General features: G+C 36.8%; 21 protein-coding genes and 1 pseudogene. 11 read left to right on the forward strand and 11 right to left on the reverse strand.

The window, feature by feature from the left end; genetic code table 11:
• Positions 1-112 precede the first annotated feature (112 nt).
• Positions 113-1357, reverse strand: coding sequence for an MFS transporter (locus PECL_RS07145; protein ID WP_148265552.1), 1245 nt, complete (start codon positions 1355-1357; stop codon positions 113-115).
• Between the two features lie 235 nt (positions 1358-1592).
• Between PECL_RS07145 and PECL_RS07150 the strand changes: the two genes are divergently transcribed.
• The 5 genes and pseudogenes from PECL_RS07150 (at position 1593) to PECL_RS07170 (ending at position 5365) form a co-directional block, all read left to right on the forward strand.
• Positions 1593-2057 carry a universal stress protein gene (locus PECL_RS07150; protein WP_041534650.1) on the forward strand — a complete coding sequence of 155 codons (465 nt, stop codon included), beginning with the start codon at positions 1593-1595 and terminating at the stop codon, positions 2055-2057.
• A 159-nt stretch (positions 2058-2216) separates the two neighbouring features.
• Positions 2217-2723, forward strand: a complete 507-nt coding sequence (locus PECL_RS07155) for a TetR/AcrR family transcriptional regulator (RefSeq protein WP_014215907.1) — start codon at positions 2217-2219, stop codon at positions 2721-2723.
• A gap of 1 nt (position 2724) precedes the next feature.
• A pseudogene (locus tag PECL_RS07160) lies at positions 2725-3784 on the forward strand (ABC transporter permease).
• A 2-nt stretch (positions 3785-3786) separates the two neighbouring features.
• On the forward strand, positions 3787-4461 hold the full coding sequence (locus PECL_RS07165) for an ABC transporter ATP-binding protein (protein WP_014215908.1): 675 nt from the start codon (positions 3787-3789) through the stop codon (positions 4459-4461).
• Positions 4462-4483: 22 nt separating this feature from the next.
• Positions 4484-5365: an RluA family pseudouridine synthase gene (locus PECL_RS07170; protein WP_014215909.1), complete on the forward strand. Its 882-nt coding sequence runs from the start codon at positions 4484-4486 to the stop codon at positions 5363-5365.
• 63 nt (positions 5366-5428) lie between these two features.
• On the opposite strand, the gene PECL_RS07175 is transcribed toward PECL_RS07170, so the two are convergent.
• A complete protein-coding gene (locus PECL_RS07175) occupies positions 5429-7792 on the reverse strand; it encodes a phosphoketolase family protein (protein WP_014215910.1) in 2364 nt (787 codons plus the stop codon).
• Between the two features lie 432 nt (positions 7793-8224).
• Positions 8225-8950, reverse strand: coding sequence for a GntR family transcriptional regulator (locus PECL_RS07180; RefSeq protein WP_014215911.1), 726 nt, complete (start codon positions 8948-8950; stop codon positions 8225-8227).
• Between the two features lie 137 nt (positions 8951-9087).
• Between PECL_RS07180 and ybaK the strand changes: the two genes are divergently transcribed.
• A complete protein-coding gene (gene ybaK / locus PECL_RS07185; RefSeq protein ID WP_041534775.1) occupies positions 9088-9591 on the forward strand; it encodes a Cys-tRNA(Pro) deacylase in 504 nt (167 codons plus the stop codon).
• A 4-nt stretch (positions 9592-9595) separates the two neighbouring features.
• Here ybaK and PECL_RS07190 read toward each other — a convergent pair whose 3' ends face one another.
• Positions 9596-10339, reverse strand: coding sequence for a DUF1003 domain-containing protein (locus PECL_RS07190; RefSeq protein WP_014215913.1), 744 nt, complete (start codon positions 10337-10339; stop codon positions 9596-9598).
• Positions 10340-10555: 216 nt separating this feature from the next.
• Positions 10556-11086: a DUF1836 domain-containing protein gene (locus PECL_RS07195; protein WP_014215914.1), complete on the reverse strand. Its 531-nt coding sequence runs from the start codon at positions 11084-11086 to the stop codon at positions 10556-10558.
• A gap of 134 nt (positions 11087-11220) precedes the next feature.
• Here PECL_RS07195 and PECL_RS07200 point away from each other — a divergent pair, with 134 nt between their 5' ends.
• Positions 11221-11556, forward strand: coding sequence for a hypothetical protein (locus PECL_RS07200; RefSeq protein WP_014215915.1), 336 nt, complete (start codon positions 11221-11223; stop codon positions 11554-11556).
• Complete coding sequence (locus PECL_RS07205) at positions 11556-12110, forward strand: DUF5067 domain-containing protein (RefSeq protein WP_014215916.1); 555 nt, start codon at positions 11556-11558, stop codon at positions 12108-12110. Before PECL_RS07200 ends, PECL_RS07205 begins: the two co-directional genes overlap by 1 nt.
• A gap of 92 nt (positions 12111-12202) precedes the next feature.
• Here PECL_RS07205 and PECL_RS07210 read toward each other — a convergent pair whose 3' ends face one another.
• Positions 12203-13147, reverse strand: coding sequence for a DMT family transporter (locus tag PECL_RS07210; RefSeq protein WP_041534651.1), 945 nt, complete (start codon positions 13145-13147; stop codon positions 12203-12205).
• 146 nt (positions 13148-13293) lie between these two features.
• Here PECL_RS07210 and PECL_RS07215 point away from each other — a divergent pair, with 146 nt between their 5' ends.
• The gene (locus PECL_RS07215; protein WP_014215918.1) at positions 13294-14298 is read left to right on the forward strand and encodes an aldose epimerase family protein; all 1005 of its coding nucleotides are present in this window, start codon (positions 13294-13296) and stop codon (positions 14296-14298) included.
• A 12-nt stretch (positions 14299-14310) separates the two neighbouring features.
• Complete coding sequence (locus tag PECL_RS07220) at positions 14311-15129, forward strand: Cof-type HAD-IIB family hydrolase (protein WP_014215919.1); 819 nt, start codon at positions 14311-14313, stop codon at positions 15127-15129.
• On the opposite strand, the gene PECL_RS10020 is transcribed toward PECL_RS07220, so the two are convergent.
• The 3 genes from PECL_RS10020 to PECL_RS07235 form a co-directional block, all read right to left on the reverse strand.
• Positions 15126-15305, reverse strand: a complete 180-nt coding sequence (locus PECL_RS10020; protein ID WP_050899591.1) for a DapH/DapD/GlmU-related protein — start codon at positions 15303-15305, stop codon at positions 15126-15128. The genes PECL_RS07220 and PECL_RS10020 overlap by 4 nt on opposite strands.
• A 701-nt stretch (positions 15306-16006) precedes the next feature.
• Positions 16007-16975 carry an AEC family transporter gene (locus PECL_RS07230; RefSeq protein ID WP_014215920.1) on the reverse strand — a complete coding sequence of 323 codons (969 nt, stop codon included), beginning with the start codon at positions 16973-16975 and terminating at the stop codon, positions 16007-16009.
• Positions 16976-17031: 56 nt separating this feature from the next.
• Positions 17032-18663: a malolactic enzyme gene (locus tag PECL_RS07235; protein ID WP_041534652.1), complete on the reverse strand. Its 1632-nt coding sequence runs from the start codon at positions 18661-18663 to the stop codon at positions 17032-17034.
• Positions 18664-18913: 250 nt separating this feature from the next.
• On the opposite strand from PECL_RS07235, the gene PECL_RS07240 reads away from it, so the two are divergent.
• Positions 18914-19804: a LysR family transcriptional regulator gene (locus tag PECL_RS07240; RefSeq protein ID WP_041534653.1), complete on the forward strand. Its 891-nt coding sequence runs from the start codon at positions 18914-18916 to the stop codon at positions 19802-19804.
• A gap of 301 nt (positions 19805-20105) precedes the next feature.
• Here the strand turns inward: PECL_RS07240 and PECL_RS07245 are convergent, their stop codons facing one another.
• Both PECL_RS07245 and PECL_RS07250 read right to left on the reverse strand, forming a co-directional pair.
• On the reverse strand, positions 20106-20687 hold the full coding sequence (locus PECL_RS07245) for a peptidylprolyl isomerase (RefSeq protein ID WP_014215924.1): 582 nt from the start codon (positions 20685-20687) through the stop codon (positions 20106-20108).
• A 103-nt stretch (positions 20688-20790) separates the two neighbouring features.
• Positions 20791-21426, reverse strand: a complete 636-nt coding sequence (locus tag PECL_RS07250) for an HAD-IA family hydrolase (RefSeq protein ID WP_014215925.1) — start codon at positions 21424-21426, stop codon at positions 20791-20793.
• Between the last annotated feature and the right edge of the window lie 333 nt (positions 21427-21759).

A 21759-nucleotide genomic window follows, 5' to 3' on the forward strand; every position in this document is an offset into this window, starting at 1 on the left:
AACGTCCTTAACTCCTAGGAAGTTAAGAACGATTAATGGCGGCCGTAGTCACCATATTCCGGATGACTATATTATAATCTATGCTACTCTAAAACCACAAATAAAACGTCTTTTAAAGCGGCACAGACTGTCCATCATCTACAATCTCACTTCTTTTTTGATCATGGTGCAATTGCTTAATTGAATACATTGTCATAAAGCTAATCAGATAAATTACGGATAAAAATATCATTACGCTTGAAAGTTGAAAATTATCCATTAAGAATCCAATTAATACGGAAGAAAAATTTCCGATTCCCTTGGAAATTCCCATAATTGTATTATTTGCAGTTGCACGAACATCAGTATCATATAACTGACTAATAATTACTCCAAATCCACCGTACATTCCATCCGAAAAGAATCCTAAAATCATTCCGGCAACAATCATTTCAAACTGATTTTGAGCAAATAATATTAAGTAAACAACAACGGCGGACATTAATAACCACACTGAAAATGCTACTCGGCTTCCAAGTCGATCTTGTATCATTCCAAAACAAAACATTCCAAGACTCATCCCAACAATTGTACTAATCATCCATAATGAAGAACTAGCAACTCCAACATTTAATCTTTTTTGCATAATAGTTGGTAACCAATTCATTAACCCATAATATCCCGCAATTTGTACAGTTCCCATCATAATTAACCGGATAGTTTTAAATGCTGTTGCAGGAGTATTAAATAATTTTTTCCATCCATTGCCCTTAACCTGGTTTTTATCCCGCCTATACTTTTGTTCTCTGAAAACCGCACTTTCTTTCATACCAAGTCGTACAAGAACTGCCAGTATAACCGGAATAATTCCAAAGAAGAACAGCGCATGCCAGCCTAAGTTAGGAATAATAACTGCCGCTAATACAGACGCCACAATTGATCCAATCTGACCTGCAATAGAAGCAAACGATGTCATCCTTCCTAGTACTTTTCTTGAGAATGCTTCACTCAACATCGTAATGGCAATTCCATACTCCCCACTGGCACCAATTCCCATGACTACTCTAAATAAACAAAGCATGAAAAAAGAATTCGTAAATCCTGTTGCAGTTGTTCCGATTGCGTAGATAATGATTGACCAACTTAAGGTTCGAACCCTTCCAAAGCGATCTGCCAAAATTCCAAATAAAATCCCGCCAATTAGTGAACCAACACTAGTAATTGACGGGAGTAAGCCTGCTTGAGTATTTGAAATATGTAACGTAGAAATAATCGATGCTAATGAAAAGGAAATAAACATTGCGTCCATATTTTCTAATGTAAAACCTAATAGAGTCGATGCGGTAACCTTTTTTTGATAACTTGTCATTCTTGACATAAAAACATCCTCCAAATTGACGATCACGGTCGTCATTTATTTGATACACTGATTTTTAGTATAATTAATCAAATTTTGTTATGCAAGTGCTTTTTTAATTTATTGTTTTCTCCTAATATAAGGTCATTGTTTTGTGATATGTAAAAATATGAGCTTTTCGAATGTAAAAAGGCTTACATTCCTGTCATAAAATGATATTATTATGGTATCAAATATTGATTGGATGGTGGACAGCATGTTACAACAATATAAAAATATTCTAGCACCAGTTGACGGATCAAAAGCAACTGAAACAGTCCTTGATCGTGCAATCGAAGTAGCCAAAAGAAATGACACTCACCTCGATATCCTGAACGTTTTGGAAGTCAATCAATTCAGTGATACTTACGGTGGTGCTGTTAGTGGCGACGTGATCTATAAACTTTCAGAAGATGTTCAAGATCGCCTTGAAAAACTGAAGAAAAGGGCTGAGGATGCTGGAGTAAAAGATGTGAGTGTTCACATTCGATTTGGTAACCCTAAGCCAGTTATCGCTAAGGAATTCCCCACTGATCATCACAACGAACTTATCATGATTGGTTCAACCGGCTTAAACGCCTTAGAACGTTTCATGGTTGGATCTGTTGCAACATATGTAACACGCAATGCCATTTGTGATGTCTTAGTTGTTAAGCCTGACATGGCTGATGAGCAAAAATAAAAACTTCATTTAAAATATAGTAGTGATACACAAGGCTCGATTAACCTTTATTGGTTAATTTGGAGCCTTTTTATTTTTCGATTTTTAAAATTGACACCGTGTCATTTTGTGTTACTATATAAATTGACACCGTGTCATTTTTAAATTTAGGAGGTTAATATGTATTCAGATAAAATTTTTACTATCAAAGCTGATAAAAGAAATGCTATAACTAACGCCCTCTTAACAGAATTCTCTAACTACTCCTTAGCCGATTCGCAAGTTGCTCGAATTGTAAAAGACGCTAATATTTCTCGGGGTGCATTTTATAACTATTTTAAAGACCTTTCAGAAGCCTATCAATATCTTTATGGTCTTGCCTTAAAGGATATTCATTCCAATATTACCCATAATCCCACACTAAGCTCAGTGGATTTTGTTAATGAAGTTCGCTCTTTCTTAAAGAGCACCGAAAAAAGCACCTATTATCACTTTATACAAATGCACTATCGCTATAACGAATCCTATGTTGCAAAAAGAGTCGTCCCCGCAGACTCCCAAAACAATATTCATTGGGCGCAGACGGTTTTATCACACGAGGTAATTCGGGACTCATTACTTCAACCTTCAACAACTAATGACCGATTAAAACAATTAAGCTTCGTTTTAGAAAAACTGGAGGATTAACATGTTCTTAGCTATCAAAGAAATAAAAAAAGAAAAGTTACGCTACGGACTGATAATTGGAATGATCGTATTGATTAGCTACCTAATATTCATATTAACTAGTCTCTCGTTAGGATTGGCCCAACAAAATACAAACGCTATTAATTCGTGGAATGTCCATAACATTATTTTAAATAAAGATTCAAATATTAATCTAAATCAGTCCCTTATTACAGAAGCACAATTAAAAAAACAACCAATGACTGATAAGGAGGCTCCCATTGGTGCGACCTCTGCGGTTGTAAAAGATAAGTCAAAGAAAAAAATATCGGCAACATTCATAGGTTTAAATACTAATCAATTTATTGCTCAAAATATTCATCTTAGTAAAGGACATCACTTTAAATCTGAAAACGAAGTAGTTGTCGATGATCAATTCCAACAGAGCGGTTATCGTTTGGGTGATCACATTACCCTCAACGATAATTCCAAAACGTATACAATTGTAGGATTTACACCAAAAGCCGAAATAAACATTGCTCCAATTGTTTATGGAAAACTTTCTGCTTGGAAAACTCTAAATAGTACTCAACCCAATATTGCAGCAAGCGCCATTGTTTCTAAAAATAAAAACGTTAAAACCACTTCACCGTTAAAATCTTATGGAATTAACACCTTTATTCAAAAGTTACCAGGATACTCCGCACAAAATTTAACGTTTTCTTTAATGATTGGATTTCTAATGATTATTTCACTAATTGTTATCGCCGTTTTTTTGTACATCATTACCATTCAAAAACTACCCAACTATGCAGTACTCCGCGCCCAAGGGATTCCTGGTAAGGTTCTAGTAATCAGTACCTTCGCGCAGTCAGTTATTCTGGTTATTAGCGGGGTAAGTTATCAGCAGTATTTTAACAATGCTTACAGCCCTGGTGTTACCTTCCGCCGTTCCGATTGCCTTTGATCTTCCGGTTTTATTCGGAGTTGGTTTGGGCATCATTTTGACATCCCTGCTTGGCGGACTCTTACCAATTCGAAGCGTCATTAAAGTCGATCCCATAAGTGTAATTGGAGGATAATTATGACAAATATTAAAATAGAAAATGTAAATCAAATTTATGGCAAAGGCAGTGCCGAGGTTAAAGTTCTACATGATGTAAACTTTGAAGCACATTCTGGTTCATTAAATTTAATTTTAGGGCCCAGTGGCTCAGGAAAAAGTACCTTTTTAACAATCGCTGGAGGGTTGCGAACACCAACTAGCGGAAATATAATTGTTGATGATATAAACTATAGGCAGAGTTCGAAAAAAAGCCTAGAAAAATTACGACTCAACGAAATCGGCTTCGTACTTCAAAATTATCGTTTGCTTCCTTTCCTAAACGTTCTCGAACAATTTAAACTTGTGGACAAAGTAAAATCTACTGGTAATATTAGCTCTAAGGAACTGGAATCTTTATTAGAAAGTCTCGGTATCAAAGATTTAACAAACAAATACCCTACCGAACTATCTGGTGGGCAGCAACAACGCGTTGCAATTGCACGAGCACTATATCCTAACCCATCAATCATTCTGGCCGACGAACCAACAGCGTCTCTAGATAGTAAGCGCGTTAAAGAGGTTGGGCGCCAATTAGCAGATCTAGCTCATCAGCAAAATAAAATTGTTATTGTAGTTACACATGACCTACGCTTGAAAGAATTTGCCGACCAAAAATTTGAAATCAATGACGGATACCTCACAAAAATTAATTAATACCAACACGAGGAAGATCACTTTGGAATGGACTTATCACCGCATACTAAACGAAAGATACAAGGTCACACCTTTACGGACTCTGCTAAAGGAAAACTGGTGGCTAACGAAAAAACAAATCCATTTTTTACGAATAAATCATAATGTACTCGTCAATGGAAATTATGTTCCCATCAATAATTTAGTTCGTCCTGGAGACCGGATTGAACTAAAATTCGACAGTCAAACCATTGATACACCAATTCCACCGTTTCTAGCCGATGATAGTGTCAAACTTGATATTATTTTTGAAATGAATGATTTCTTGGTTGTTAATAAGCCTGCCGGGTATAAAACGCATTCTAATCAACCTGGGGAACTAAATAGCATAATGAATTTTTTAACAAGCTATCTTGATCCAGTTATTCCTTACAACGTTCATAGGTTGGATCAGGCGACAAGTGGTGCATTGCTAGTCGCCAAAAACCCGGTTGTTCTACCAATTTTAAATCAACAAATTTCAAAAAAAATAATCAAGAGATCATATTTGGCACTCGTTGAAGGTGGTTTAACGCAAACTAGTGGCACCATCGATTTTCCTATTGGGATTGACCCTAAAGACCAACGTAAAAGAAAAATCGGTGGCCCACACTCCTTGTCAGCCATTACACATTATCAGGTTCTTAGTTCCACTAATAATAGATCCCTTGTTCAATTAGATTTGGAAACCGGTCGAACACATCAAATTCGACTTCACTTAGCTGCAATAGGTCATCCAATAATTGGCGATCCACTGTATTCGAACATAAAATCCGAACATATGTTATTACATTCATGGAAGATTAAAGTCCCCATCCCTTTTACATTGGATTGCATTCAACTATCCGCAGGGCTTCCCCAATATTTCAAATCCCATATTAAGTAATTCTCTAGCTATTCAAAAAGCGTTGACTCTTTTCAGAATCAACGCTTTTTTCTATTAAAATTATTATTTTAAATCTTTCCAAACCCAGTTCTTAACTTCTGGAAGATCATCACCGTTATCACGGATGTATTGGTAATGTTTTTCAAGCTCATTGTCCATTTCTTGAACAAATTCTGAGCCCTTTTCGTCGTAGTCAGGAATTGAATTAATAGCATCCTGAGCTAAGTGGAAACGATCCAATTCATTCAACACACGCATATCGAATGGAGTTGTAATGTCACCCTCTTCACGATAACCATGCACATGTAAGTTATGGTTATGACGATCAAAGAAGATTGAACGAATTAGGTCTTCAAAACCATGGAATGCGAAGATAACTGGCTTATCTTTTGTAAAGTAATGATCAAATTCTTCATCACTTATACCATGTGAATTAAGTTTTGGACTTTGAAGCTTCAATAAATCAATAACATTGATAAAGCGAATCTTCAAATCAGGGAATTGGTCATGCAAAATGTTAATTGCTGCCAAACTTTCCATATTAGGTTCGGTACCAGCTGCAGCAAACACAACATCCGGTTCCTTACCATTATCAGTACTTGCCCAATCAATAATACCAAGCCCCTTGTCAACCAACTCTTCAGCTTCATCAATTGAATAGAACTGTGGACGAGGTTGTTTTGAAGTGATTAACAAGTTAACCTTTTGACGATCATTCATGATCTTAGGACTGACAGCTAACAATGAGTTGGCATCAGCTGGTAAATATTCACGAATGAACTCTGGCTTCTTTTCAGCCAAGTGAGTCAAGATACCTGGATCTTGATGAGTGTAACCATTATGATCTTGTTGGAAACTAGTTGACGTTGAAACAATATTCAATGAAGGATAGTCATGGCGCCACTCTAGTTCGTCGGCCTTACGAATCCACTTGAAGTGTTGCGTGATCATTGAATCAACTACGCGCAAGAAGGCCTCATAACTAGTAAAGATTCCATGACGACCAGTTAAAGTATATGCTTCAAGCCACGCTTCAGCTGAGTGTTCTGACAATTGTGAATCCAAAATACGACCCGCTGGTGCCAATGCTTCATCCCAATCTTTCTTGATTGGATCTAACCACTGGCGATTTGTTGCTTCAAACAAACCATAAAGCCGGTTGGACATTGTCTCATCAGGGCCAAACATTCTAAAGTTTGTTGGATTCTTCTTAACAACATCACGAAGATAATCTGACCAAACAATCATATCCTGCTTTTCAGTTACACCACGTTTAGAAACATCAACCGCATAGTCTCGATAATCAGGTAGCGACAAATCTTTAGGATCAATTCCGCCATTAGTGATTGGGTTAGCGGCCATTCGTTTCTTACCCTTTGGTGCAATAGCTGCAATTTCAGCCTTTACGCTACCATCTTCATTAAAGAGGTCATCTGGACCGTATGAGCGCAACCATTTAACCAATGAATCAGAATGCTGCATATCAGCTTGATCTACTGGAATTGGAATTTGGTGGGCACGGAATGTACCTTCAATTACCTTGCCATCCCAAGTCTTTGGACCAGTCCAGCCCTTAGGTGAACGAAATACAATTACGGGCCAATCAGGAAGGGTTGTATCGTTATTATCACGGGCGTTCTTCTGAATAGCCTGAATCTTCTCTACAGTCTTATCCATTACCTTAGCCATTTCAGGATTCATCTTTTCAGCATCATCACCCTCAACAAACATTGGATCCCAGTGAAGACTCTTGAAAAATTCAGCCAAGTCTCCATCCGACATCCGACTTGTAAGAGTTGGGTTACTTAACTTATAACCATTAATATCCAAAATTGGAAGGACAGCTCCATCATTAATTGGATTAATGAATCGATTGTGATTCCACGAAGCAGCTAATGGACCAGTTTCAGCTTCACCATCACCGATCACAACTGCAGCGATCTGGTCTGGATTATCAAGAATAGCTCCAACGCCATGAGCAAGTGAATACCCAAGTTCGCCACCCTCATGGATTGAACCTGGTGTAACAGGAGCAGCATGTGATGCAACCCCGCCTGGCCATGAAAATTGCTTAAATAGCTTCTTCATACCTTCTTCATCCTGTGTAATTGCAGGATATGTTTCTGTGTAAGAACCATCAAGATATGAGTTTGACACCATAACTTGTCCACCGTGACCTGGTCCTTCAATATAGAACATGTTTACATTGTACTTGTTAATCACACGGTTAAGGTGTGCATATAAGAAGTTTTGTCCAGGAATAGTTCCCCAATGTCCAATTGGATGTACTTTTACATCGTTTTCTTCCAAATCGCGCTTAAGTAGCGGGTTGTCTTTCAAATATAATTGTCCAACTGATAAGTAATTAGCAGCACGCCAAAACTTAGTCAAGTTATCAAAATACTCTTTAGATGAATAGTCTGTCATGATCTGATCCTTCCCTCGTTTAAGTAGTATTTAATTTACAAAAAGAATTATAACACCAATTTTAAATTGGTTCAATCATTTTTATAATTGGTACGTTCCAATTATAAAAGCATTACTAAATAAGCCTTGTACGCGCTTAGAATATATCAATTTTAAAGTTAATTCTACTAATTTGTTTTAAACATTGAAATAAAAAAACGAACGATAAATATCATTCGTTTAATAGCAGAGAAATGTCTCTTTGCCTACATAAAAATAAGAACCATGACCTAACCCGTCATAATTCTTATTTCCTGTTGCCAGTTCCTATGAGGCGGGCTTCGCCCATAGGAATGGACAGCGTACGAGTATCTTGGTTTTGTGCAACAAAACCTACTCTACTAGACGAGCTAGCAATCCTCACAAGCTAGCGCCTTGTTTCGCTCTCTCTATTTAATCTACCGACACAAACGTCGTATATTTCATCTGTTTATAATGCATTCGCATATTTGAAATCTCAAATGGTGTCCCATCCGCCATGAAAAAAATACCTGCCATCACCCCAACTGGTTCATTAGGCTTTAATCCTAATAATCTTTGATCCTCTTCATTAGATGGATCTGCGGTAATTGATAGGAATGACTTTGTGATTTCCTGCCCCTTAGCTTTCTCAACATAGTTAAAGATTGATTTTCCCACAATATCCCTTGTTAACTCAGGAACAATCTTAATTGGAATATAGCCTGTTTCAATCATAATGGGTTCATCATCTAACAGACGTAGTCTCCGAATCTGATATACAAAATCGTCTGGGTTCAGAAATAAATCTGTTTGCATCTCAGCGGTTGCGGGCACGACAGAAAAATCTAACACCCTAATTCCGGGCTTTTTCCCCTCAGACTTTAAGCTATCCGTAACACCTAGATTAGATCCTTCATCATAATTAAAAGATGATTTACTTTTTAGATACAGGGGATTGATAAACGTTCCAGACCCTCGTTTCTTAAACACAATGCCTTCACGTGCCATCCTACTCAAAGCTCTTTTTATTGAACTTCGACTAACATCATACTCTGTTGAAAGAGAACGTTCATCCGGTAATCGCATTGCCGGAAATTCATTATTGAAAATACGTTTTTCTAAATCACGAATAATTTGTTTATAAATAAGATCGTCCATTCTCTTCACTCCACCGTTATTTGTCATCATTATAGCATAGAGAGTTGATCGAAACGGAACCGCTATCCATCAAACACCATTGTTACCAACTTACTAATTAATTTTATGCTAAAATATTTTTGAAGAAGGTGGACGTTATCGCAAAGAAAAAGAAAAAAGATAAAATCACGAAAACATTAGTAGAACAAATCCTAGAAAAACATAATATTGGATATGAACAGTTCATTTTTCCAACTTACCAAGAAGGCGACGTTAAACAGCTATCTGTAGACCACTTGGATGCAGATGAACACACCATTTACAAAACATTGGCACTGATTGGAAACAAAACTGGCCCTCTCATTGGCGTAGTACCAATTGACGAACATCTAAGTTATAAAAAGCTTGCTAGTGTATCTGGAAATAAAAAAGTGGGCATGATTCCCCTAAAAGATTTAGTGGCAACAACCGGTTATGAACACGGGGCAAATACCCCAATCGGGATTTATGAGACTAAACACTTCCCTATTTACGTTTCAGAAATCGCCAAAAAGCAGGGTAAAATAATCGTTTCATCAGGTAAAATTGGACGTTCAGTAAAAATAGACTCAAATGACCTTATCAAGTTAGTCCGCGGAACCTTCGCTGATATAACCGAATAAAAAACTAATTATCATCTGATTCAGAGTTATTTTCTTTTTCCCTTAATTCACTAACTTGTCGCTCGATTGATGCTAACATCTCAGTTTGAATTCTCTGAATTTCAAGTAAATTAGGTTGGTCTTGCTGAATTAGATGGTCCAGTTTTGAGTGTAACATTCTGATTTCCTCTTCAGATTTTAAATTCACGTGATAATCGTTTTGTGATTGCATTTGCTCATATTCATCTGATCTATTTTGGCTCATCAAAATTAATGGTGCCTGTATCGCTGCAACCATACTCAAAAAAAGATTTAACAAAATGAATGGGTAAGGATCAAAGCTTACCCCAAAAACATGTAAAAGATTAATAATAATCCAAATGATCATGATCAAAATGAAGGAAATAATGAACGTCCAACTACCGCCAAAGTGCGCAACAGCGTCTGCAACACGTTGCCCAAAAGTTAGTGATTTTTGCAGTTTTTCACTTACATCAATAATCTGGTATTTATCATTTTCCATTACACCTGTAAGTTTGTTGTTTAATTTTGCATTTTGGTGCATATCTCTTTTGTACATGTTATCAATGTTTACTAAACGATAATGAATTAGATGCTCACTACAAATAAAATCAGTATCCTTTACTCGTGGATAATCCTTCTTGATCAGCCTTTTGATGCCCGAACTTAAGTCGTTAAAAAACATGCCATTCAAGAGTTCTGTTTCCTTATTATCAACTAAGCATTTATATTGTTGCTTTTTCTTCATGATGTTCCCCCCGTAATAAGTTATTAATATTGCTATATTAAGCCTTCATATGAATAATCAACAAGTAAAAAAATTCAGAAATAAGTTAAATAATCTTGGTTAAAAAACAAGTTTCACAGGTTAACTTTTTTGCAGATAACAGAGAACAGAGCCTTGGCTAACCCCGCCAAGGCTCTGTTCTCTGTTATTTTAAAAACTAATTGGCTTTTTCACTCTCTACTTTAACTTAGTTGGTTGATGTTCCTTTGATGATTCTATAATTTTTACAAGTTGATTTGATTCTAGTTGATTGACAATCCCGTTTGCCGTCACTTCCATCAAACGATCCGTTAAATTATCAGTGAATGCAATCATATGTTCAGTGCCAATTTGTTGTAACTTGGCGTTAATTAAATCAATATACTTATCGAAAGCCTGTTTAGGAAAATCAGTTGCCGTAATTCGATCAATTCCAATTCTAATATCTTCGGTTGAAAAGTTCTGTTTCAGCAACATAACCAGTAGAATATCTGCAATTTGCATAACTTGATACTTCTTTTTAACTGGAGCCACAATGATGTTATGCTTTACATAATTATTAACCATCGATGGTGTCACTGGTTCCAATCCCAACGGTGTCAAATAACCATTCACCAGCGCAATCATCTGATCCATATAAAGATCAAACTTTGGTAATTCATCCCAATGCGGTAGTTTTACATCATGAACCCTTTTTATCCATTTTTCAAATGATTGATAGTCACTCATAATAAAGCACCTCCGCTTTTCATAATCATGATACTATCATTATCTAGTTTTGTAAACCAGATAACCTCGAAGGAGAATTAAAAACGATTATATGGTATTCTATTGGCAAACGAATTTATGAGGAGAAGTTAATTATGTTTGATGCTCAAAAGAAACGTCGGGTTTCCGACGAAGTTAAGGAAGAATTCCCCGAGGCCGTTATTAATGGCTTGTGGAGTACACTACGTCAGATGAAAAAGGATCAGATTGTTGTCACGCCCGTAATTGCATTTGCCTTCAGTGATGATACAACTGACGATGAAATTTATGTGATGGGAATCCAAAATTCCGGAGCAGTTGCCCAAGAATATCCAATTGCATATACTGGTCCGAAGGATTTTCTTGGAAAAGGTACAATTGTAATTATTCAAGATAAGCCTAAAACAATCACAATGAAGATTAGCGAGTTAAACACAGCGGGACAAAAATAATGAAGAAAATTGTATATAGCATTTTATTAGTGTTTATCAGTGTCATAATGGTCGGTTGCTCAACACAGTCGAAAAGCAAGTCTAATAAAACTGCATCGTCCCGAAGTTCCAAAACCTCGGCTCCGACTCAAATATCTGATGCCAGTTTTAAAAATGGACTATTTACAATCGAAAACATTACCTTTGATTTAAACAAGTTCAAAACTGGTCCTTCCGCCACCGAGGGTAAGGATGTTATCATTCAGTACTTCACTGTCACCAATCATGGCAGTAAAAAGATTATGCCTTCTGACCTCTGGTACAAGTACGTTGTAGCTACTCAGAACATCAATGGACGTAATAAAAAACTCGAAAAGGGATCTTTACCCTTTTCAACTGCTGCAACTAAGGACAATAATCTTGAAAATGCATCAGTATCCGAAATGAAGCCTCATGATCAGATTGATTCACTAGGGTCATGGCAAATGATTAGTTCAACTGCAGATGTCGAGTTAACTTTCTATGATCAAAACCATAAGCAAGTTGGTACAAGGAATTTAAATGTAAACAATTAGATTTAAAAAACTATTATTTAAAATTAAAAACAGGGATCACAGCAAAAAATGTTGTGATCCCTGTTTTTAACTTTATATTGATATAATCGTTGTTACTTTCTTCGACTCATTGACAAAGCAATTCTTTCACCCATCAGAGTAATTACCGAACCCAGTAAAATAATAATAATTCCAACGACTGTGTTAACGTAAATAGGCTCTGCTAAAACTAATAATGCCAAAACGGGTGCCAATGCTGGTTTAATGAAAAATATCAATGAAGCAACTGGAATGCCTGCTTCATCCATAACAATAAAATACAAACCAAAGGCTAATCCAGTAACCAAAAAGCTTATATATGCAATTAACGGTAATGTATGAAGGTTAATTCCTGCAAAAAAAGGAATATTACTAAAACCAGGCATCCCCTTGAGTGCCTTACTAAGCGGAGTAACGTGGGATAATCCCATTAAAATTGCAAGTTCAAACGCACCAGCAATAAATGAAAAACAGGTCATCGTTAGTCCACCTAGACTTAGCTTATTTGAACTGACTCGTGTGAAGACACCATACAACCCAAAAGTGATAGAACACAGTAATCCAAGAGCAATTCCTAATGGATTAGTTAACTTAAAAGGATTAATAATCACTAATAGCCCCACAATTGTTAATAAAATGGCAATTGTATTGGTTCGCGACATCTTTTCACCCATAAAAACAAGTCCAATTAGCATTCCAAATACAGGATTAGCACTTAATAAAATTGCAATAATCGCCGGTTCTGTAACTTGAATCGCCAATTGATATAACGTCATGCTCACTACCACACAAGTAAACCCTGTTAAAGCAAACGCCCTTATTTCACGCCAGCCTAGCTTACGGTGATCCTTGTGTAACTTCAAAATTGCAAATGGTAACAATACCAGTCCACCCAGCAAAAAACGAATAAAATTTAGTTCAATTGGATTAAAACTGCTCCCTGCAATTTTAAGGGCAATTTCCATTGAACTAAATAAAAATGTAGAAACTAATACATTAATCAAGGTCTTAACTTTCAAATCAAAACTTCTTTCTTTTTTATACTTGTATATTAATCATACCACTGTAAATCACCCTATTATAATGGAAACGTTTCCACTATAATTGAGCTAATGAGCGCTTTTACTCAACTAAATTATTGCATAAATACATTGGAGGAAGCCTAATGAAATTTAGTAAGCAAGGGTTTGGCAAAACAAAATGGTACACCCTAACAAATGATAACCAGATCTCAATCACTATCAGTAACATCGGAGCTACCGTAGTTGCGATCAACACGCCTGATAAAAATGGTAACGTTGAAAATATCACACTCGGATTTAAAACACCTGAAGAATATACCAAACATCACGATTATTTTGGTGCAACCGTTGCACGCTCTGCAGGACGTATTGGAAACGCTGAATGGCGCGATTTTAAGCTAGACAATGATAGTGAGGGCAACAATATTCACGGAGGAAATAATCCGTCTATCAGTTATGAACGCTGGACTCGGATCAGCTCGTTTACACGTCTGCATGAAGTTGGACTAGTCTTAAAATATTTAAGTCACGACGGTGAAAATGGATTTCCCGGTAATTTAACGATCAACGCAATTTTCAGACTTAATAATCAAAACCAATTTTCAGTTACCTATATTGGTCACACATCAAAACAAACCATCTTTAATCCTACTACTCATATTTATTTCAACCTAAGTGGTAATAACAAGCGAACTATTGATGATGAACTACTAACCGTTGACAGCAGTTCAATTACCGAACTTGACAAACAAAAGGTTCCAACCGGAAACCTATTAAATGTAGACAACACGCCCTTTAATTTTCAATCCCGTCAGCAATTAGCTGGTGCCCTCTCAAAAATTGAGAACGGTCTTGATACCCCCTATATAGTCCAACCTAGTAAAGAGCATCCCCAATTACAGCTAAACGACCCAACGTCCGGTCGTAAACTTAAAGTACAAACCTCTGCCAATTCCTTGGTATTGTTCTCTTCAACCGGATTTAATGGTGAATTCATAGTTAATGGCACCAGAGAAATGACCTCTCAGCTTGGTTTAGCAATTGAGCCACAAATGTTACCAGATGCAGTTCATCATTCTGGCTTCGGTAACGTTATTATTTCACCGTCTAAACCAATGATGTACCAAAACGTTTATTATTTAAATTAATCGGAGGAAATTATGAGTATAAAATTAGTTGCAATTGATATAGATGATACGTTGTTAAATTCAGATCACGCTATCACAGATAAAACTGTTTCGACAATCAAAAGAGCTATTCAACAGGGTACTCATATTGTGCTCTGTACGGGACGTCCCTTAGCAGGTGTTGCAGAATATTTAAAGCAACTTGAAATTGATGGGGATAACCAATACGTCATTACGTACAATGGTGCACTATCTCAATCTGTCGATGGTAAAATATTAAAATCACATATTTTGAATCTTGATGATTTCAAACGGATTAAAAATTTTTGTGATCGTAACAATGTCCAATTTAATGTCTTAGATGATCAAAGTAATATTTACACAACCAACCATTCAATTAATCGTTTCACTGTAGTTCAGGCCTACGAAAACTTTGCGGGCATCCAGCAGATTGAATCTATTGCTGAACTTGCTTCGGATTTTGTTATGACCAAGGCTGTCTTAGTTGGCGAAATTGATCAAATTAACTTAGTTGAAAACCAATTTAAAATTGACTTTGCTAACCAGTATTATCAGATTCGTTCCACACCTAACTTCTTTGAAATTTTAAATAAGAATGCCAATAAGGGTAATGCTCTGCAGGATTTACGTAGATACCTACACCTAGATCTCAGCGAAGTTATGTCCATTGGCGATGAACGAAACGATTTAACAATGTTTGAAAATAGTGGCACCTCAGTAGCTATGGGAAACTCGTCTGATTTTATTAAAAAGCATACCGATCTAGTGACCACAGATAATGATCATGATGGTGTAGCAGAGGCAATCGAAAAGTTCGTCCTCAATCATTAGTCAAGTGTTCGAATAACACGAGCAGGATTCCCAGCAATCACTACATTATCTGGGAATGATTTTGTTACTGTACTATTGGCACCCACAACGACGTTATTGCCTAAGGTAACGTTAGGTAACAATACAGCACTTCCGCCTATCCTGACATCGTTACCAATTGTGCTGATTCCAGTCATTTCAACACCAGTTCGCCTTAATTTCACATCGAGCGGGTGGTTTGGCGTATAAAAAGAAAACCGGGGTCCGATTTTACAATTTGATCCAATCGTAATAGTACCCTCATCACAGAGTAGGACTTCCTTATTGGCATAAAAATTGGCTCCAATTGTGATATTATGTCCAAAACTAAAATTGAAGCCAGTTTCAACAAAAAGTCAGGTTGCACGTGGGGCAAGAACGATCGATACTCCTTCATACGTTGCTCATTATCAGCTAAACTCAGCAGCCCCTCTAATTGTTTTCGTATTTCATTTCTATGAAAAATTATCTCTGGTGTATCCGAGTACCATGATGAAGATTGCATTATCCAACGACCTTTGTTCCATTAAAAATTACCTCTTTTTTCTAATTACAAAGCATAAATAAGAGTCATGACTAACCTGCCATAACTCTTATTTTTGTTGCTACTTCCTATGAGGCATACTTCGTCCATAGGAATGGACAGCATACGAGTATCTTGGTTTTGTGCAACAAAACCTACTCTACTAGACGAGCTAGTAATCCTCACAAGCTATTCGGGTTGTTTTGCTCTCTGTTTGAAACGAACTACTCAACCCAGCTTCTTCCGGTTAACTAAGAACAGCGCCTTGACCTAACCCGTCAAAGCGCTGTTCCCTGTTAATCCTCACAAGCTATTCGGGTTGTTTCGTTCTCTGTTTTATATAAATTGAATCAACGTCATTACAATTGGTACAACTATAATGAATAGAATTGTACTTGTTGTTACCAGGTTAGTTGCGTACTCAACATCACCATGTGCTTCGTTAGCTAAAATTGGCATAACAGCTAGACCAGGTGCTGAAGCTTGTACGATCAATGTTTGCATTTCCATAGATGGTAATGCGTGACCAATGTGCGCTCCAAACAAAATCAACAACGTTATTACAACTGGTGCTAATACAAAACGACCTAATAATGCAAGAATTGTATCACGATCAAACTTAATACTCTTCAAACCGGCATCATATAGAACAATACCAATGTAAATTAATGATAATGGTGTTACCAAGCCACCAATATAGGTTAAAGTGTTTCCGGCCCAATCAGGGACTGGTAATCTTAGTAATAACCATACTAGTGATACAAGGAATCCAAGTAGTGGAGGCGGTAAAAGCTTCTTCCAATTGAATGCTTGAGCTGATTTGGCACCCTTTTCCTTAGTAGGATCATCATTTTGAATTAAGAATACCCCAAATGCCCATGTTGAAACTGTGTTAGTTACGTAGTATACCAAGAAATATGGCAAACTCTTTGTTCCAAATAGAGCAAGGTTCAATGGCAAACCAATAAAAATTGTGTTGGCATTAACCACTGTATTCATGAACAAACCACGACGTCCAGGACGAATCTTCAATGCTTTAACAGCAATCCAAGCAATAATATATCCAATAATTACCCCACCAAATGAATAAATCAATCCACTTGATAAACTAACTAACTTAGGTAAAGTTAGATTTTTCATTACTGACATAAAAATTGATGCTGGTAACGCAACATTCATGATTAATTTTGAAATACTTCCACTAAATTTGTCGTCAAACCAACCTAATCCGCGTAGGCCAAATCCCAATGCCATCATGATTAGGATCGTGACGATACTTCCAACTGACGTAATAAATGCAGTCATAATTTCCCACTCTTCCTACTTTCGTTTTTTCTCAATCTCTCTCCAAAGATTAATTCTTATTTATATTCCGGCGTCCAACGAGTATCCTCAATAGCCTTTGCAACATCAGAAATTGTCTCTTTTGTTAAATTCTGTTCAACGGCACTATCTGCAACAGCCTTTGCAACAGTATTTGAAAATTGATCAAGTTTTGATACTGGAGGTAATACTGCTGCACCAGGCTTTTCGCTATCCACAATTCCACCTAATGAATGAGCTGCCTTTGAAATCATTTCATCGTTCAATAATTTTGCAGTTGAAGCAATAACGCCTAAACCAAGACCTGGGTAAACAAGTGCGTTATTTGCCTGTCCAATCTGATAAGTAACACCCTTGTATTCAACATCAGCAGCTGGAATTCCTGTAGCTACTAAAGCTTTACCATCAGTCCACTTGATTAAATCTTCCGCCTTTGCTTCTGCAAGTTTAGTTGGATTCGATAGTGGGAAAATAATTGGACGTTCAGTATGAGCAGCCATCTCCTTCACGATATCTTCAGTAAAGGTGCCTGGTTGAGTCGAAGTACCAACTAATACAGTTGGATGAATTGTTTTAACAACAGCTTCCAAATTAGTTAGCTCATCAGCGTTATCAAACTCTGACCGACTACGTGCAAATGGCTTTTGTTCTGGAGTCAATGTTTCATCGTCATCAAATAGCAATCCTTGCTTATCAACCATGTAGAAGTGTTTACGTGCTTCTTCGGGGGCCATTCCTTCTTGCACGAATTCATCAAAGATTCGTTTAGCAATTCCTGCACCAGCGGTCCCTGCACCATATGTTAGGTACACTTGATCAGTGAATTTTTGTTTAGAAATATTCAAAGCTCCTAGCATTCCTGCTAAAACAATAATCCCGGTACCTTGAATATCATCATTGAATGTCGTGATTTGGCCTTTATACTTGTTCAAGATATTGGCAGCATTGTCGCGTCCAAAATCTTCAAAGTGAAGGTACAAATTAGGAAATAGTCGTTCAGCTGTTTCCACAAATCGATCAACAAATTTGTAGTAGGTATCGCCCTTAATGCGTTCATGCCGATTTCCAAGATAAAGAGGATCTTTTAAAAGTTCCTGGTTATTTGTACCTGCATCTAAAACAACGGGAAGAACTTGACTTGGATCAATGCCTGCTGCGGCTGTGTATACCATTAATTTACCAACTGAAATATCAACACCATTGGTACCCCAGTCTCCAATACCTAAAATTCCCTCTGCATCAGTAACAACAATTAAACGGATGTCACGACCATCAGCAGAATTCTTAAGAGCAGCTTCCATTGAATCCGGATCATCAATTGAAAGGTATGTTGCATTTTGTGACTGAACATAGAGTTCACTATAGTTTTCAATAGTATCCGCGATAGTTGGATCATAAACGATTGGCATAAATTCAACAATGTGTTGGCTAAACAGCTTATAAAAAAGCACACGATTTTCGTTAAAAATTTGCATTAAGAACAAACGTTTCTCCAAATCGTTGGCCTTTGTTTGCAACTGTGCATAAGTTTGGGTAACTTGTTCATCTAAAGTTTGAACGAAAGGTGGAATAAGGCCAGCTAATCCAAGACTCTTACGTTCTTCTTCGGTAAAGGCAGTTCCCTTATTTAAATATGGGTTATTAATAATTGACATAGGATTTTTGTCCATGGTGTCGCCTCCTAAATTTTTTTACGGCGCTAGTATAAAACCATGAAAAAACTATAGTCAAATGTTAAGATAGTTATAAATTAAATTTATAGAGTGCGTAACAAACCGGGAGTTTTTGAGCATCAACAGGAAACGGAAATTATGACGGGCTTAGTCATTGGTTCAGTTTTGGTTTGAGCGGAGAGAACTGGTTTGTGGAGCGCGTTTCAGAATAGAAAGTTCTAAATCAACTCAAACAGAAGGAAAAGCCATGAACATCAAAGACTTAAACTATTTTCACGAACTAGTCCACACGCGCAACTTTTCAGAAGTTGCTAAAAAATTTAAAGTAAGCCAACCCACAATTAGTCTGTCTATCCGCCGCTTAGAAGAAGAATTTCAAACAACCCTTTTTTCACGTGATCAGGGACAGCACCATTTAGAAGTCACAATTAGTGGTCAACAGCTAGATGAACACGTGATCACCATTTTAGACCAGATTAATATTGCTCATAATGAAATAAATAATGTTAATACAAAAAAAGTCACGTTAGGCTTGCCACCAATTATGACTTCTATTTTCTTTCCATCAATTGCCGCTAACCTAAATAAAAATGGCTTATTAGATTCCATCATCCCATTTGCAAAGGGCTCCGCTGATCTAATTAAAATGTTACTGAATGGCCAGCTAGACATGACTTTAATTGGATCAATTGAGGAACTAGATCGTAATCAACTTTTCGTTGAACAATTGGCACAGTCGCCATTTAAAATAATAGTTGGAAAGGAATCTCCTCATTTTGGAAAAGATCATATCTATTTTTCTGAATTAAGTGATGACAACTTCATCAGTTTAGATACTAGTTTTATACATTCAAAGGCCCTAAAGGTGTTCAGTCACAACAGTCATTTCAGACCAAATATTATTTATCAAAGTAATGAAGCACAGGTTATTCAAGAAATGGTCCAAAATAATGTGGGTGTTGGATTCTTAGTCGATGCGGCCATCAAACCTAATTCTGACATGAAGGTTCTAAATTTACTGGATGAAGATCAACCCACTTTCCATATGAATTTAGCTTACCGAAACGATCATATTTTAAATCCTTTACAAAAACAGGTTATGGATTTGATTTTAGAGGCAACAAAAAACAGAGAGTGAAACAAGCTGATTAGCTTGTGAGGATTACTAGCTCGTCTAGTAGAGTTGGTTTTGTTGCACAAAACCAAGATACTCGTACGTTGACCATTCCTATGGGCAAAATTCGCCTCATAGGAACTGGCAACAGAGAACAGCGCTTTGACGGTTTTAGTCAAGGCGCTGTTCTTGGTTAACCGGAAGAAGCTGGCTTGTGCAACTTATTTCAAAAATACACAGCCAAGCCGCCTATATAATTTACTAAATCAAAAAAGATGGAAATGACACCCTTATGGCATCATTTCCATCTTTTTTAACTATATGTCTATTCAACCGTAATTGATTCAATCACAACATCTTCATTTGGCTTGTCCGCATAGTCAGTTGCAACATTTTCAATTTCACTAACCACGTCCATGCCCTCAACAACTTGTCCAAATACAGTATGATGGTGATCAAGCCAGGGTGTTCCACCTTTTTTATATTCTTCAATTACTTCTTCAGGATAACCGGCATCTGCCAACTGGCGTAACATTTTCTTAGGAACATTGCTATTTGTGACAATAAAGAACTGACTTCCGTTAGTGTTAGGACCAGCATTGGCCATTGAAAGTGCGCCCTTTAGATTAAATAATTCATCTGAAAATTCATCTTCAAATGATTTGCCATAGATGCTTTCGCCACCCATTCCAGTGCCTGTGGGGTCCCCACCTTGAATCATGAAATCAGCAATAACTCGATGGAAAATAACACCATCGTAGTAACCTTTTTTAGCTAATTCGATAAAGTTTTTAACCGTCTTTGGGGCAATATCATCAAAAAGTTGGATCTTAACATCACCATGGTTTGTTTTAATCGTTACTTTAGAGCCCTTTTCATTTTTTAAATCTAATTGTGGATATGCCATTTATACTCACCTATTTCTAAAATTTTATTGCTCGAAAAGACATTATACCTTACATTGGCTCATGTGTATCTCATGTTGAAACTTTCATCAAATATCTTTATTACTATCCAAGAGCTTCTACCGCATCAACCAAGGATTCTACCGTTCCATCAGCAAGGACGTCATCTCTATTAATCGTAATAGTTTCCCAGCCTTGGCGTCGTGCTGGATCAAGGTCCTTAACTTGGTCAACGGCAATATGAACGTGCTTTTCAGTCTTGCCCAATTGTTGTTCGACATAGTCAAAGAATTTTTTATTAGGTTTATAAGCCTCTACATCTTCTGAAGTTACTACTAAATCAAACTCATGATCTAAGTTAATAATATTGGCCCCAATTAAATCTCGTGAATGATTTGTCATTAAAACCGTTTTGTAGCCCTTTCTTTTCGCCTCATATAAGGCAGTCGGTGCATCTGGAAATGGCCTTATGGTAGCAGTATGTGCAATCAATAAATCACTAAAATCACTTGGACTTACCTTAAATCCTAAATTTTTTGCCGTTTTGTTCAAAGCAGCCTCAATTAGAGCCGAATATTTTTGATAATCATCACTCATCAACTCTTTTTCAATCTTTTTAAATTCGTTTTTTGCAGTATCCTCATCTACATCATATCGTTTTCCGATTTTACCAACCGCATCATAGAAAGGGTTGATGTTAAACAACGTATCAAAGCCTGCAAAACTAGCAACTTTATCCATTTTCACACCTCATTTATTTAATTACCTATTATACAATGTGTGGCGGATAAAATTGAAATTAATTTTTCTACAAAAATGGAAATTAAAATAATTTAGCTAAAATGTGCGAATCGAACAATCCTCGCCATTTCTCAATTATCTTCCACTTCCTACTCTGAAATAAGTTCCACAGGGCAACCTCTCCCTGTCACTAGTTCCTATCAGAACGTATTTTTCCATATGCATGTCCACGTACGAGCATCTGATTTTGTGCAACAGAATCCCTATTACCTAGCGACAGCAATCTTTTCGAACACAACTGGTATGACCCTATATTGAGGTTAAAATATAAAT

The sequence above is a fragment of the Pediococcus claussenii ATCC BAA-344 genome, assembly GCF_000237995.1.
GTDB classification, from domain to species: Bacteria; Bacillota; Bacilli; order Lactobacillales; family Lactobacillaceae; genus Pediococcus; species Pediococcus claussenii.

Bases quoted from the DNA above. Each gene is read 5' to 3' on its own strand.
- PECL_RS07145 (WP_148265552.1), bottom strand. From the start codon at position 1,357: ATGTCAAGAATGACAAGTTATCAAAAAAAGGTTACCGCATCGACTCTA.
- PECL_RS07150 (WP_041534650.1), top strand. From the start codon at position 1,593: ATGTTACAACAATATAAAAATATTCTAGCACCAGTTGACGGATCAAAA.
- PECL_RS07155 (WP_014215907.1), top strand. From the start codon at position 2,217: ATGTATTCAGATAAAATTTTTACTATCAAAGCTGATAAAAGAAATGCT.
- PECL_RS07165 (WP_014215908.1), top strand. From the start codon at position 3,787: ATGACAAATATTAAAATAGAAAATGTAAATCAAATTTATGGCAAAGGC.
- PECL_RS07175 (WP_014215910.1), bottom strand. From the start codon at position 7,792: ATGACAGACTATTCATCTAAAGAGTATTTTGATAACTTGACTAAGTTT.
- PECL_RS07180 (WP_014215911.1), bottom strand. From the start codon at position 8,950: ATGGACGATCTTATTTATAAACAAATTATTCGTGATTTAGAAAAACGT.
- PECL_RS07190 (WP_014215913.1), bottom strand. From the start codon at position 10,339: ATGAAGAAAAAGCAACAATATAAATGCTTAGTTGATAATAAGGAAACA.
- PECL_RS07195 (WP_014215914.1), bottom strand. From the start codon at position 11,086: ATGAGTGACTATCAATCATTTGAAAAATGGATAAAAAGGGTTCATGAT.
- PECL_RS07200 (WP_014215915.1), top strand. From the start codon at position 11,221: ATGTTTGATGCTCAAAAGAAACGTCGGGTTTCCGACGAAGTTAAGGAA.
- PECL_RS07205 (WP_014215916.1), top strand. From the start codon at position 11,556: ATGAAGAAAATTGTATATAGCATTTTATTAGTGTTTATCAGTGTCATA.
- PECL_RS07215 (WP_014215918.1), top strand. From the start codon at position 13,294: ATGAAATTTAGTAAGCAAGGGTTTGGCAAAACAAAATGGTACACCCTA.
- PECL_RS07220 (WP_014215919.1), top strand. From the start codon at position 14,311: ATGAGTATAAAATTAGTTGCAATTGATATAGATGATACGTTGTTAAAT.
- PECL_RS10020 (WP_050899591.1), bottom strand. From the start codon at position 15,305: ATGACTGGAATCAGCACAATTGGTAACGATGTCAGGATAGGCGGAAGT.
- PECL_RS07230 (WP_014215920.1), bottom strand. From the start codon at position 16,975: ATGACTGCATTTATTACGTCAGTTGGAAGTATCGTCACGATCCTAATC.
- PECL_RS07235 (WP_041534652.1), bottom strand. From the start codon at position 18,663: ATGGACAAAAATCCTATGTCAATTATTAATAACCCATATTTAAATAAG.
- PECL_RS07240 (WP_041534653.1), top strand. From the start codon at position 18,914: ATGAACATCAAAGACTTAAACTATTTTCACGAACTAGTCCACACGCGC.
- PECL_RS07245 (WP_014215924.1), bottom strand. From the start codon at position 20,687: ATGGCATATCCACAATTAGATTTAAAAAATGAAAAGGGCTCTAAAGTA.
- PECL_RS07250 (WP_014215925.1), bottom strand. From the start codon at position 21,426: ATGGATAAAGTTGCTAGTTTTGCAGGCTTTGATACGTTGTTTAACATC.